The 13,769-nt window shown below is 61.5% G+C and carries 10 protein-coding genes; 7 read left to right on the forward strand and 3 right to left on the reverse strand.

All coding sequences use genetic code 11. The annotated features are described in order from the left end of the window. Positions 1-75 precede the first annotated feature (75 nt). The 4 genes from Q4577_RS00135 to Q4577_RS00150 all read left to right on the forward strand — a co-directional run bounded on the left by Q4577_RS00135 (position 76) and on the right by Q4577_RS00150 (position 6,562). Positions 76-855 (forward strand): uracil-DNA glycosylase, encoded by a 780-nt coding sequence (locus Q4577_RS00135; protein WP_303467389.1) that lies wholly within the window; start codon positions 76-78, stop codon positions 853-855. A gap of 1 nt (position 856) precedes the next feature. Next, a complete protein-coding gene (moaB, locus tag Q4577_RS00140) occupies positions 857-1,399 on the forward strand; it encodes a molybdenum cofactor biosynthesis protein B (RefSeq protein WP_244685561.1) in 543 nt (180 codons plus the stop codon). A 91-nt stretch (positions 1,400-1,490) separates the two neighbouring features. Then, positions 1,491-3,020: an efflux RND transporter periplasmic adaptor subunit gene (locus tag Q4577_RS00145; protein ID WP_303467384.1), complete on the forward strand. Its 1,530-nt coding sequence runs from the start codon at positions 1,491-1,493 to the stop codon at positions 3,018-3,020. Between the two features lie 86 nt (positions 3,021-3,106). Continuing rightward, entirely contained in the window at positions 3,107-6,562 is a 3,456-nt protein-coding gene (locus tag Q4577_RS00150) for an efflux RND transporter permease subunit (RefSeq protein ID WP_303467381.1), read from the forward strand. 198 nt (positions 6,563-6,760) lie between these two features. On the opposite strand, the gene Q4577_RS00155 is transcribed toward Q4577_RS00150, so the two are convergent. Both Q4577_RS00155 and Q4577_RS00160 read right to left on the reverse strand, forming a co-directional pair. Continuing rightward, on the reverse strand, positions 6,761-8,668 hold the full coding sequence (locus Q4577_RS00155) for an AsmA family protein (RefSeq protein WP_303467379.1): 1,908 nt from the start codon (positions 8,666-8,668) through the stop codon (positions 6,761-6,763). Between the two features lie 165 nt (positions 8,669-8,833). After that, positions 8,834-9,043, reverse strand: a complete 210-nt coding sequence (locus Q4577_RS00160; RefSeq protein WP_303467376.1) for a DUF1127 domain-containing protein — start codon at positions 9,041-9,043, stop codon at positions 8,834-8,836. Between the two features lie 164 nt (positions 9,044-9,207). Between Q4577_RS00160 and Q4577_RS00165 the strand changes: the two genes are divergently transcribed. Together Q4577_RS00165 and rimO are read left to right on the forward strand one after the other, a co-directional pair. Beyond that, positions 9,208-10,836 (forward strand): hypothetical protein, encoded by a 1,629-nt coding sequence (locus tag Q4577_RS00165; protein WP_303467374.1) that lies wholly within the window; start codon positions 9,208-9,210, stop codon positions 10,834-10,836. A 40-nt stretch (positions 10,837-10,876) separates the two neighbouring features. Beyond that, positions 10,877-12,253, forward strand: coding sequence for a 30S ribosomal protein S12 methylthiotransferase RimO (gene rimO / locus Q4577_RS00170; protein WP_303467371.1), 1,377 nt, complete (start codon positions 10,877-10,879; stop codon positions 12,251-12,253). Between the two features lie 59 nt (positions 12,254-12,312). Here rimO and Q4577_RS00175 read toward each other — a convergent pair whose 3' ends face one another. Further along, entirely contained in the window at positions 12,313-12,771 is a 459-nt protein-coding gene (locus Q4577_RS00175; protein ID WP_244685575.1) for a hypothetical protein, read from the reverse strand. Between the two features lie 335 nt (positions 12,772-13,106). On the opposite strand from Q4577_RS00175, the gene Q4577_RS00180 reads away from it, so the two are divergent. Further along, on the forward strand, positions 13,107-13,685 hold the full coding sequence (locus tag Q4577_RS00180; protein ID WP_244685577.1) for a thymidine kinase: 579 nt from the start codon (positions 13,107-13,109) through the stop codon (positions 13,683-13,685). Positions 13,686-13,769 lie beyond the last annotated feature (84 nt).

Below are 13,769 nucleotides of genomic sequence, written 5' to 3' on the forward strand. Positions count from 1 at the left end.
GTCGGATTTGCGTATTTTTAAAGAGAAGAAGCGGAGGGACATTTCCCTTTGATGCGGGGGGCGCTAGGGTATCGGATGATGGAATATCACGAACATATCGCCCTGCGCGCGGCGCTTGACTGGCAAATCGAGGCCGGTGTGCTGGATGCTATCGGGGACGACCCGGTGGATCGTTACGCTGTCGTGCCGGCGCAAACGCCAAAGACGCCTGCAAAGGCGGATGCGGCGGCTGGTCGAGCAGGACCGGTTGCGGTGGCGCCAAAAGCCGATGATCCGGTGGCAGAAGCCCAGCGGATTGCAAAATCTGCGCCAGATCTGGCGGGGCTGGCGGCGGCACTGGCGGCGTTCGAGCGCTGCGATCTGAAACGGGGTGCTCGCAATCTGGTATTTGCCAATGGCACAGCCGGGGCGTCTGTGATGTTGATCGGCGGCGCGCCGAGCCGCGAGGAAGACCGGGCAGGTCAGCCATTTGTTGGACGCGCCGGGCATTTGCTGGATCTGATGCTGGCGGCGATCGGATTGGGGCGCGATAGCGCCTATTTGGCCATGACCCTGCCGTGGCGCCCCCGGAGCAGCGGCGCAACCCCGGCCGAGGTGGCGATGCTGCGCCCCTTTGTGGCGCGGCATGTTGCGCTGGCCCAGCCGGATGTCGTGATCTTGATGGGCAGTGTCGCCTGCGAGATCGGTCTGGGGCGGGGCGGTCTTTCCCGTCAGCGCGGCACATGGAGCGAGGCTTATGGCAAACCTGCCTTTCCGATGTATGCGCCAGAGGATTTGTTGAAACAGCCACGGCTGAAGCGCGAGGCCTGGGCCGATCTTTTGTCGCTGAAAGCGCGCCTGGACCAAGGAACATGACATGAGCCGCAACGATGCCCCGCGCGACTTCATCCCGGTGCGGATTGCGGTGCTGACCGTGTCCGACAGCCGCGGTCTGGCCGAAGACCGGTCAGGCGATGTATTGGCGGGCCGGATCGACGCGGCCGGGCATGTGCTGGCGGCGCGGCATATCCTGCCGGATGAACGTGATCAGATCGCCGCGCAGCTGCGCGTCTGGTGTCAGGATCCTGAAATCGATGTTGTGATCTCGACCGGGGGGACCGGGTTGACCGGGCGGGATGTCACGGTCGAGGCCCATCGCGATGTCTATGAAAAAGAGATCGAGGCTTTTGCCACTGTGTTCACAATTGTGTCGATGAAGAAAATCGGCACCTCTGCGGTCCAGAGCCGGGCCACCGGCGGCGTGGCCAACGGCACATATCTTTTTGCGCTGCCGGGATCACCGGGGGCCTGCAAGGATGCCTGGGATGAAATTCTGGGCGCACAATTGGACTATCGGCATTTGCCTTGTAACTTTGTCGAGATATTTCCACGATTGAGCGAGAAACTGCGACGGAAATAGTCGAAGGTTCCGTATCACTGTTGCGGTGTCGCGCTTTTGTTGATGGCGGGATGCGGGACAAATTTGTTTGAACCACATAAGGATGTCGCGGATGCGGTTCCTTCGTCAGAGCCTTTCTGGGTTGTTCCTGTTGTCCGTTACCCTGGGCTTGTTGGTCTATGCGGGCACCTTGGTGCGCGAGGCCGTTGAAGCCCGGCTGAGCCAGGAGCCGCGTGTCCCGCGGGTGAGAGAGCGTATCTTTGCCGTCAATGTGGTGCGGGTCGATCCCCAGACGCTGACACCGGTTCTGACCGCATTTGGCGCGGTGCAAAGCCGCCGCGAGCTGGAAGTGCGCGCCGCCACCGCCGGTCAGATCGTCGAATTGGCCGAAGGTTTCGAAGAGGGCGGTCATGTCGAGGAGGGCCAGTTTCTGGTCCAGATTGACCCCGGTGATGCGCAATTGGCCCTGGACCGGGTGAATTCCGATATTCTGGATGCCGAGGCGGAAACACGCGAAGCGGATGCCGCGCTGGTCCTTGCACGGGACGAATTGTCTGCCGCAAGAGAACAGGCCGCGCTGCGCGAAACCGCATATGCACGGCAAAAGGATTTGCTGGACCGTGGGGTTGGCACCGCCGCCAGTGTTGAAACTGCGGAATTGGCGGCATCCTCGGCACGTCAGGCCGTTCTGACACGGCGTCAGGCCGTGGCGCAGGCAGAAAGCCGCGTCAGCCAGGCCGCGACAGCGCGCGAACGCGCCGGGATTGCCCAGGCCGAGGCCCAGCGCAGATTGGCCGACACCCGCATTACGGCGCGGTTCAGCGGCACCCTGAGCGAGGTGAATGCCATCGAGGGGCGGTTGGTGTCGAACAATGAACAATTGGCACGGCTGGTCGATCCCGATGCGCTTGAGGTGTCGTTCCGGGTGTCGACCTCGCAATATGCGCGGTTGATCGGCGATGGCGGGCGGCTGACCAATGCGCCGGTACGGGCCACGTTGGATGTGCTGGGCACCGGGTTGGTGGGCGAAGGCACGCTGGTGCGCGATTCCGCAGCGGTGGGCGAGGGCCAGACCGGACGATTGCTGTTTGCGCGGCTGGATGTGGCCAAGGGCATGAAGCCCGGCGATTTTGTCACCGTCGAAATAGAGGAACCGCCGCTGGAACAGGTGGTGCGGTTGCCGTCTTCGGCGCTGGATGCTGCGGGTGGGGTTCTGGTTCTCGGCGACGAAGACCGGTTGGAGGAAATGGCCGTGACCTTGTTGCGGCGACAGGGCGATGATGTGCTGGTGCGCGCGGACGGACTTGGCGGGCGCGATGTTGTGGCCGAGCGCACGCCGTTGCTGGGCGCAGGCATCAAGGTGCGCGCGCTGCGCCCCGGCACAGGCCAGACCACTGACCAGAACACTGACCGGAACACCGACCAGACCACAGGCGCAGAACCGGCTTCGCAGGCGTCAGCGCGGCCCGAAGAACCAGAGCTGCTGGAACTGACCGAAGAACGCAAAGCCAGAATTCGCGCCTTTGTCGAAACCAATGACCGGATGCCGAAAGAGGCCAAGGAACGGCTTCTGGCGCAGCTTGATCAACCCAGAATGCCCGCCAATGTGGTGCGCCGCATCGAGGCCCGGATGGGGGGGTAGGGCCATGAAGCACACCCTGTTCGCCCGCGTGCCGCGACCCGCCGGAACCTTATAAAAACTGACCCTTCGTCTCTCGGAGATCTGATATGACCCGTGACATTGACCCTGGTTCCGATCCCGCCGCCAAGCCCGGCCCCGGTGGCATTCTCAGCTATTTCACCCGCCACCGGACCCTGGCCAACCTGTTGCTGGTGATCCTGGTGGCCGCCGGTCTTATGGCCGCGCCCCGGATGCGGGCGCAATTCTTTCCCGATGTCATTATCGACGAGGTTCGGGTGTCGGTCAGCTGGGACGGTGCCGGGGCGGAAGATGTGGATGCGGCCATCGTGCAGATCCTGGAGCCTGTGCTTCTGGCGGTCGAGGGCGTGGAAAGCGCCACATCCAACAGCCGCGAGGGCCGCGCCACGCTTGAGCTGGAATTCGAACCCGGTTGGGACATGTCGCGTGCCGGCGATGATGTGCAGGCGGCGGTGGACACGATTTCCAGCCTGCCGGAAGAGGCCGACGACCCGGAAATCCGCCGCAGCGGCTGGCGCGATCGGGTGACGGATGTGGTGATATCCGGCCCGGTGGCGGTGGATCAGCTGGGGCGGTTTGCCGATGAGCTTATCGTGCGGCTGTTCGCCGAGGGCGTGACCCGCACCACCATCCGCGGCCTTGCCGCGCCGCAAACCATTGTCGAGGTGCCGTCGGTTGCCTTGATGAAATATGATGTGACCATGCAGCAGATCGCTGCTGCCATCGCCGAAGAGGTGGATGCCGATCCCGCCGGGGATGTGACCGGGGCCAATACCCGCGTGCGCACCGGCGTCGAAAAACGCAGCGCCGATCAGATCGAGGCCATTGTCCTGCGCTCAGATGATGATGGATCCAAGCTGACCATTGGTGATGTGGCGGTTGTTCGGGTCGAAGGCATCGACCGCGACCGCAGTTATTTTGTCGGGGCGAATTCGGCGATTTCGGTGCGGGTCGACCGGTCGGATCAGGGCGATGCCATCGACATTCAACGCACCGTGGAAAAGGTGGCCGCCGAATTGCAGGATATCCTGCCCGCAGGCACCACGGTCGACCTGATCCGCACAAGGGCAGAGGCGATCACGGGGCGGCTGAATATTCTGTTGGACAACGGCTCTATGGGGCTGCTTCTGGTGCTGGGGCTGTTGTTTCTGTTCCTGAATGCGCGCACCGCGTTCTGGGTTGCGGCGGGTATTCCGGTGGCGATGGCGGCCACGGTGTCGATGATGTTCCTGTTTGGCCTGACGCTGAACATGATGTCACTGTTTGCTCTGATCATCACCTTGGGGATCGTGGTGGATGATGCCATCGTGGTCGGCGAACATGCTGATTTCCGGTATCGGCGATTGGGCGAAAACCCTGTGCAGGCAGCAGAAAACGCTGCCCGGCGCATGGCCTTGCCCGTCTTTGCCTCTACGCTGACAACCGTGATTGCCTTTTTCGGCCTGACGGCCATTGGCGGGCGGTTTGGTGATCTGATCTCGGATATTCCATTCACGGTGATTGTGGTGCTCTTGGCCTCGCTGGTGGAATGTTTTCTGATCCTGCCGAACCACATGTCCCACGCCCTGAGCCATCAGAGCAAAGATCACTGGTATGATTGGCCGTCGCGCATGGTGAACCGGGGGTTCCGCTGGGTGCGAGAGGTGATTTTCCGCCGCATCATGATGCTGATCGTCTGGGCGCGGTATGCCGTGGTGGCGGGGGCGGTGGTGCTTTTGGCCAGTCAGGTGGCCTTGTTCATTCGCGGCGATGTGCAGTGGCGGTTCTTCAACTCGCCGGAACAGGCCTCGGTGACCGGCAATTTTGCCATGGCCCCGGGCGCGACCCGCGAAGACACGCTTGAAATGATGCGCGAAATGCAACGCGCCACCAATGATCTGGGCAAGACGTACGAGGCCGAGCACGGGCTGAACCCCATCGACTATGTCATCGCCGAAATTGGCGGCAATGCCGGTCGTGGCCTTGCCGGGACCGACACCAAGGAAAGCTATCAGCTGGGCGCGATTTCGATAGAGCTGATCGACCCGGATCTGCGGCCCTATTCCAGTTTTCAGTTCGTCGGTGATTTGCAGGATGCGGTAGGCCGACATCCGATGCTGGAAACCGTGAGCTTTCGTGGCTGGCGTTCCGGTCCCGGCGGCGATGCGCTGGATGTACAGTTTCATGGCGCATCCTCCGAGGTGCTCAAGGCGGCATCAGAAGATCTGAAATCCGCATTGGAGCGGTTTCCCGAAGTGTCTGCGGTCGAGGACAATCTGGCCTATGACAAGGAAGAGCTGATCCTGGAGCTGACCCCGCAGGGGCAGGCGCTTGGGTTTACCATCGACGGTCTGGGACAGGTGTTGCGGCACCGGTTGAACGGGATCGAGGCGGCGACCTATCCCGACGGGCCACGCAGCGCCACAATCCGGGTTGAATTGCCCGAAGGCGAATTGACCGCCGATTTTCTGGAACGCACCCAATTGCGTGCGGCCAGCGGCAGCTATGTGCCCCTGGCCGATATTGTTTCGGTCGAGCGGCGCACCGGGTTTTCCACGGTCCGGCGTGAAAACGGCATCCGGCTGATCACGGTCACCGGCGACATATCAGAGGATGACCCGGCGCGGGCCGAGGAAATCCAACAGATCCTTGAAGCCGAGATCCTGCCGAAAATTGCCGAAGAACGTCAGATCGACTATCGGATTTCCGGCCTCAGCGAGCAGGAAAACGAATTTCTCAACGATGCGCGCACCGGGCTGATCCTTGTGCTTCTGGGGATCTATCTGGTGCTGGCCTGGGTCTTTGCCAGCTGGACCCGGCCGCTGGTGGTGATGTCGATCATTCCCTTTGGGTTGGTGGGCACGATTTATGGCCACCATTACTGGGATGTGCCTTTGTCGATGTTTACCGTGGTCGGGATGCTGGGCATGACCGGGATCATCATCAACGATTCAATTGTTCTGGTCAGCACAATCGACGAATACGCCGAGGATCGCGGTATCATTCCGGCGATCATCGACGGGGCGGCGGACCGGTTGCGACCGGTGTTCCTGACCACCGCGACCACGGTTCTGGGCCTTGCGCCGCTGTTGTTCGAACGGTCCAGTCAGGCGCAGTTCCTGAAGCCGACGGTGATCACGCTGGTCTATGGTTTGGGCTTTGGCATGGTTCTGGTGCTTTTGGTGGTGCCCGCTCTGGTGGCGATCCAGCAGGATCTTGGCCGCATGGCGGCGACGCTGCGCCGTGGCTGGTATTTCCGGGCCGGACGGATGCGGGGGCTGGTTGTTGTGGCGACGCTGGCGGTGCTTGGGTGGCTGGTGGCGACGCTTGGGGCCTTTGTGACCACCGGCGCGCTGCCGGGGGCATTGGTTGCAGCCCTGCCGACGATGGTGCGCGATCACGTGCCCGAGGTGCCGAGCATGGGCGTGGTTATGGCATTGTACTTTGTCGGGGCGGCGGTGTTGGTCCTGGCGGCATATGTCATCGCGGCGGTATCGCTGGCGGTGACCCGATTGCGCCGCTCCGCCGGTCAAGCCAGCGGATAGATTGAGAGCCAGCTCCCCAAACTACAGGATAGATGGGGGGCTCCCAAACCACAGGGCAAATGGGGGGCCAGCCCCCCAAACCACAGGATAGATGGGGGGCCAGCCCCCCAAACCCCCCGGGATATTTCTGGTCAGATGAAAGATCTGAAACACGCGGCGCGGTTTGCATTCATCGACTTCAGCCCAGGGCGCTTTGGGTCAATTGTTGCCCAATAGTCCGCCCAGACCCTTGAGGATTTCGTCTTCGACCTTTTTCTTCACTGCATCTTCGACGCTTTCGGACTCTTGCAGATCAAGGCCGATTTCTTCGCTGATGCGCTTTTTGACCTCGTCTTCGACCAGCTTCTTTTCGTCGGCAAAATTCATGTCGATTGCTTTGGCGATGTCGGCGCTGATTTTGGGGGCGGACCAGGGGCCCTGAATGCGCACAGGAATGGCCAGGCCTTTGCCTTCGCGGGCTTTCAACAACCGCGGTGTGAAGGTGTAATCGATCGTTTGTTCATAGAAGTTCACCCAACCGTCGCCATCGGCGTTCAGCAGCGACAGGATCATCGCCAGATCATCGTTTTGCAGTTTTCCTGAGGAAATATCCCAGGTGGCGGCAAGTGAATCAAAGATTGTGGTGCCGCCGCTGCCATCGCCCGAACGCATCAGCTTGTCGAGGTCGATGCCGGAAATCACCCCGCGGCCGAACTTCATCGCGCCTTTGCCGCGCAAAGAGGCGACGATGGCATCCATTGATTGACCAACAGCGAGAAATTCGAGCTCGGCATTGGCTTTGCCCGACAGCCGATCCACCCCGGTCAGATCCCGCATCAGCGATTTCGCTTCGACATTGCTGCCGCGCAGGTCGCCGCCCACCGACAGGCCGTTGCGGTTGTTGATCACGAACTGGCCATTGAAGGTGCCGTCGTACCCCACCAATTCGCGGATCGAAAACACCGCACGGGCGTTGTCATTGGTGGCCAGGATACGCGCGCGGCCAAACGACACGGTGCCGAGGTCAAGCGAATTGGCATCAATCAAGACTTCGCCGTCAAACAAGGACAGGGCCGAGGCATCTATCGGGGTTTTGGACCAGCCGGTTGTATTCGCTTCATTCCCGCCAGAGCCACTGGCAGTCAGGGACGAGAGGTCGAGGTCACCGGCGCTGAGCTGGCCGTTTACGCGTGGCTTGCCCGCCAGAAACACGTCGATGTCGCCTGTCAGTGTGTTCTGATCCAGCTTGGCCTGCAACCCGCGCAGGGCCAGGCGCTGTTCCCGGTTGAAGGTCAGGTCGGTGCTGGCGTCGATGGCGCGGCCCAGACCCTCTGGCAGCTCGGTGGCGCCAAGACCCAGGGAGGCCAGGAATTGAGCGGTGGAGGACAGATCGGCGGATAGTTTGCCTTGGACTTCCGGCACAAGGCTGGCTTTGCCGGTGAAATTGGCGGTGCCGCCCTCTGTGGTGATTTTGGCGGTCACCGGGTGCGCCCCGCCCGCCATGAAGTTGAGCGGCGAGGCCAGTTCGGCCACCACCGAAACCGCCTGTCCTGCGGGACGCAGCACAAGGTCGAGGCCAGCTGGCCCGGTGGGGTCGGGCCATTTCAACGCAATGTCAACGCCGCGCAGGTCGAGCGGCGCACTGCCGGCATCTTCGAACCGAATGGCACCGTTGGTGAGGGTCAGATCCTCGATGCTGAGACTGGCAAGCGTGCTGCCGCCGCCGCCATCCGTGCTGTCACCCTCTGAGAACATCCAATTCGCCCGGCCGGACCCATCACGTTGCAAAAGAACCTGCGGCGATTCGGCGTGAAGCCCCTTGATCCGCACGTTGCGTTGCAGCAGCGGCAGGGTTTCCAATGCAATCGTGGCCGCATCCGCCTGAAACATCGGCGTGTCCCCCGCCCAATCGGCGTTGGCGATGGAAATCGCCCCGGTGCTGATCCCAAGGATCGGGTAGAGCGTCAGTGACACATCGCCGGAAATGCTGACGTCCCGGCCCAGTTGCGTGCTCATTTGATCCGAAGCGATCCGCGCCAGCCGGTCACGTGGCAACAGAAGCAGCGACGCCACCGCCACCCCCGCGATCAGGACCACCAGACCAATCAAACGCAACAGCCACTTCATTTTGTCACCTCTCCACGCCCCCTGTTGGGCCGCCTTCATTTACCATGGGAATGTGACGCCGGTTTGAGTGAGGTCAAGCGGCCATTGCGTGTCAGGGGGCAAACGGCAAAAAACCGACCCGGAAACCATGTTTCGGGCCGGTCAGGTGCAACGGCGGGGCAGGGATCAGCGCCCGCCGTTATCTGCCTGCTGTCGGGTCATGCCGACATCGTTCAGCAAATGATCGCTCAGGCGTCGGATGTTCTGGCGTTCATGAAAGGCCTTGTCGGCGGCGATGACCCGATCGAGCGCCATTTTGAACAGGCGGGCGATGCCGGGAAAGCGTGCGGCGGATGTGGTCGAAGCTTTGGCGGATTGTGTGGTCTGGATCTGCATTGTGGCGTCCTTTGGGTCAGGGGTGATATCTGATGCCCCCAATTTGCACGACGCCCGCAAGCGCTGCGCAAAATGCGGGGTGCAATGGCGGGGCGCGCGTGCAAAACTTGCGTAAAATCTGGGTGTCCAATCGTAAAAACCGCCCGACAAGAGAGTTTTTTCGCATGCCTGATCTCATCCTGCATCTGACTGGCCCCATGCGGATCACCGATCACGCCGATCGGCCCTTGGCCGGTGTCCCGCGTCGGGGGCAGGCGATGCTGGCCTGTCTGGCGGTGCAGCCGGGGATGCGGGCGGAACGTGGGTTTCTGGCCGATTTGTTGTGGTCGGACCGGTCCGAGGATCAGGCGCGTGCTTCGCTTCGGCAGGAGCTGTCGGTGCTGCGCCGGGTCTTGCCGGGGGATGTTCTGTTTGCGGACCGTCAGGCCGTTTGGCTGGAGAGCAGCCGGGTGTCGGTTTTCACGGGCGGGCAGGGTGAGTTCCTGCAAGGGTTCGATCTGGCGTCCGAAGGGTTCGAGGACTGGTTGCGCGACCAGCGCCGGGCGCAAGAGGGGGACAGCCACGCCGCGGCCCCGGCCCCGCTGGCCGCCGCCATTCCGACACGTGACGATATTCCGACATTGGCCGTTCTGCCATTTGCCGAATTCGCGGTGGCAGATACGGATATGTTCGCCGATGGCGTGGTCGAAGAGATCACCGGTGCGTTGAGCCGAAGCCATGATTTCCGCGTTATCGCCCGGCAGTCGGTTTTTGCCCTGCGCGGATCCGGGCAATCGGTGCCGGATATGGCGGCAAAACTGGGGGCGGAATATGTCATCGAAGGTGCGGTGCGCCGGTCCGGCGAACGGGTGCGTATTTCGGTGCAATTGGTGCAGGGCTGCGATGGCCATACCCTGTGGTCAGAGCGGTTTGATGACCGGCTGGATGATCTGTTTGACCTGTTGGACCGGATTGCCGCCCAGGTTGCGGGGCAGATCATTCCCAATTTGCGCGCTGCCGAAATTGCCCGCGCCCGCACGCGTCCGCCACAGGATCGCACGGCGTATGAATTGATGCTGACGGCGTTGCCGCATTTTTGGGCCCATCGCGCGGATGAGAATCAGCGGGCGATCGAGCTTTTGGATCAGGCTCTGGCGCATCAACCGGATTTCGCCCCGGCCATGGCGTACAAGGCCTGGTGCCATGCGCATCGCTGTTGTTACACTTGGACCACCGATGGCCGCCCGGACCGGGCTGCGGCGGCTGATCTGCTGGCCCGTGCCACGCCATTGGTGCAGGATCATCCGGCGGCGCTGACCGCCCTGTCCGCGACCAGCAGTCTGGCGCTGAATGATTTCCCCAAGGCCCGCAGCCTGGTGGACCGGGCGCTGATGCTGGACCCCAACAACGCCTGGGGCTGGCTGCGGTTGGGCTGGACCGCGGTTTATCTGGGGGACGTCGATGTCGGCATGGCCGCGTTTGACCGCTATGATCAGCTTAGCCCGCTAGATCCGTTTCATTTCAATGGGCTTTTTGGCCGCTCCGCCGGCTATCGCGCGATCGGGCGCTATGAGGAAAGCATTGCGTTGTGTGAACAGGGGCTGCGCGAGGGCACCGGCGTGACCTGGGCCTATCGCATGTTGTTTGGCACCTATTGGTTGGCCGGAAATCAGGAGGCCGCAATCGACGCGGCGCGCAAGTGGCGCGAGGCCTATCCGACGATCACCTTTGAAATGGCGCGTGATCTGATGCCGAAATGGCAGCATGATCCAGAATACGTCAGGGTGCTGCATCTGTTGTGGGAGGTGGAATAGGGGACTTTCCCCAATGGCTGCGCTCGGCTATAGCCCAGCCATGACAACAAATCCGCCCAACCTCCGCCCTGATCTTGCCAATGCCAACGTGACGGGGGCCGATGCCCGCCGTGGCCAGCCAACGATTGGCATGGTCTCGCTTGGTTGTCCCAAAGCCCTGGTCGACAGCGAACGCATTCTGACCCGGCTGCGCGCCGAAGGATACGGCATTTCGCCCGATTATGCCGGGGCGGATGCGGTGGTGGTCAACACCTGTGGATTTCTCGACAGTGCCAAGGCCGAAAGCCTGGAGGCGATTGGCGAGGCGTTGAAAGAAAACGGTCGGGTGATCGTAACCGGATGTTTGGGGGCAGAGCCCGAATATATCACCGGCGCGCACCCCAAGGTGCTGGCGGTGACCGGCCCGCATCAATATGAACAGGTGCTGGACGCGGTACATGCGGCGGTGCCGCCCGATCCTGATCCCTTTGTCGACCTTTTGCCCGCCAGCGGCGTCTCCCTGACGCCGCGCCACTTCAGCTATCTCAAGATCTCTGAAGGCTGTAACCACAAGTGCAAATTCTGCATCATTCCCGATATGCGTGGCCGTCTGCAGAGCCGCCCGGCGCGGGCCGTGCTGCGCGAGGCCGAGAAGCTGGTGCAGAATGGCGTGCGCGAATTGCTGGTTATTTCGCAGGACACCTCGGCCTATGGCACCGACTGGAAAGATCGCGCGGAAAAAGCGCCGATCCTGTCACTTGCTCAGGAATTGGGCAAATTGGGCGCCTGGGTGCGGATGCATTATGTCTATCCCTATCCACATGTGCGCGAATTGATTCCCCTGATGGCCGATCCGGCCAGCGGCATTCTGCCCTATCTGGATATTCCGTTTCAGCATGCCCACCCGGATGTGTTGAAGCGTATGGCGCGCCCCGCCGCATCGGCGCGCACGCTGGACGAGATCGCCGCATGGCGTGCCACATGTCCCGACATCACCCTGCGGTCGACCTTTATCGTCGGTTATCCGGGCGAAACCGAAGCGGAATTCGACTATCTTCTCGATTGGATGGACGAGGCGCAATTGGATCGTGTGGGCTGTTTTCAATATGAAAACGTCGATGGCGCACGGTCAAACAGCCTGCCGGATCATGTGCCCGCCGAGGTCAAACAAGAACGCTGGGATCGGTTCATGGCCAAGGCGCAGGAGATTTCCGAAGCCCGCCTTGCCGCCAAGGTCGGCCAGCGGATCGAGGTGATCGTGGATGAGATCGACGACGAGGCCATCGCCACCTGTCGCACCAAGGCCGATGCGCCAGAGATCGACGGCAACCTGTTCATCGACGAAGGCACCGAAGCGTTGAGCCCCGGTGACATTGTCACGGTCGAAGTCGATGAAGCGGGTGAATACGATCTCTGGGGCCGGCTGATCGCAAGCTAGGTTGCCAAGCGATTTCAGGCGGTTGTCGGCAATCGCGCGGTCCTGTCAGACGCAGATGTCTATATCTGGCCGTCTTCAAGATGCAGTTTCATGTCGATCAACACCTGTTGCAGGGCAAGGGTTTCCTTCAACATCCGCTTGGCTTCGTTGACGGTGATGATCCCGTCTTCGATCGACTGGGAATATTCCGACATCAACATGGCAAACCGCTGGCTGAGCGCGACCACATCGGCGTTGATGCTGCCGGTGGATTCCGCATTGGCCCGGCGGCTGTCAAACGACAGGGTGATGCCCCGCAATTCGCTGAGCGCCGCGGTGACATGCGGATAGGACGCAGCCCCTTCCAATGCGGCAACCGCGTCGATCGGCATGAAGCGATCGGCATGTTCGTCGTGTTCGGAATAATACCGTCCCAGAGTCGCCTTGGATTTCCCGGTGACATCACAGGCCGGTTCAATCCCCACGTCTTTTACAAGCGCTTCTGTGTGTTTTTTCAGATAACTTCCGACGCTGGCCATCCTGACTCCTGGTTAGATTACGCCCCCAAAATCGTCTTTTGGGGAAATCAAAACTTTTTTCCCATTAATCGGTTTAACACCATTTGTCATTTAGGAAAGACCCAGATCGGTTTCGATTTGGGTTGTTGACGAGTATCCGGTTGCCCAAGGCCGGTTTCAGGGTGGGGACGTAACGTGTCTGTCTTTTGGGGGGCAGAGCCGCAAGGCACCCACGTTACGGCCCATTTGGGCAATGTCATGACGGTTCCCTCTGTCGTTCCACCACTCCGGTTTTCCTCACCCTGACATTGTTGCGGGCCTTGTCACGCTGGGACAGTCGGGGCATATCACCGCGCATGGCCAAGCTTTATTTTCATTATTCCACCATGAATGCCGGCAAATCGACGCTGTTGTTGCAGGCGGCGCATAACTATGGCGAACGGGGCATGGATGTGCATCTCATGACTGCGCGGCATGACAATCGCGCTGGCAAGGGGCGGATCGGGTCGCGGATCGGCATTGGCAGCGAGGCTGACACCTATGCCCCCGGTCAGGATCTTTATGCCGCGATCAAGACGCGGCTGGCGATTGGGCCGGTGGCCTGTGTCTTTGTCGATGAGGCGCAGTTTCTGGAGCCGGAACAGGTTTGGCAATTGGCCCGGGTGGTGGATGACCTTGGCGTGCCGGTGATGTGTTATGGTTTGCGGGTGGATTTTCTCGGCAAATTGTTTCCGGGGTCGGCGGAATTGCTGGCACTGTCGGATGAGCTGCGCGAGGTGCGCACGATCTGCCACTGCGGCAAGAAGGCCACGATGGTGGTGCGCCAGGATGGCGCGGGCCGGGTGCTGACCGAAGGCGCCCAGGTCCAGATCGGCGGCAATGAAACCTATGTCAGCCTGTGCCGCCGTCATTGGCGCGAGGCGATGGGCGCCTGACGACGCCAGTTGGCGCGCCCATTTGGCGGTGGAGGCCCCGGATCAGGTCCGGGGCGCGGCGGCGGTCCTTGAAACCCTCAGCGC

Origin of the sequence: Marinovum sp. 2_MG-2023 (genome assembly GCF_030548265.1) — a bacterium.
Lineage (GTDB): Bacteria > Pseudomonadota > Alphaproteobacteria > Rhodobacterales > Rhodobacteraceae > Marinovum.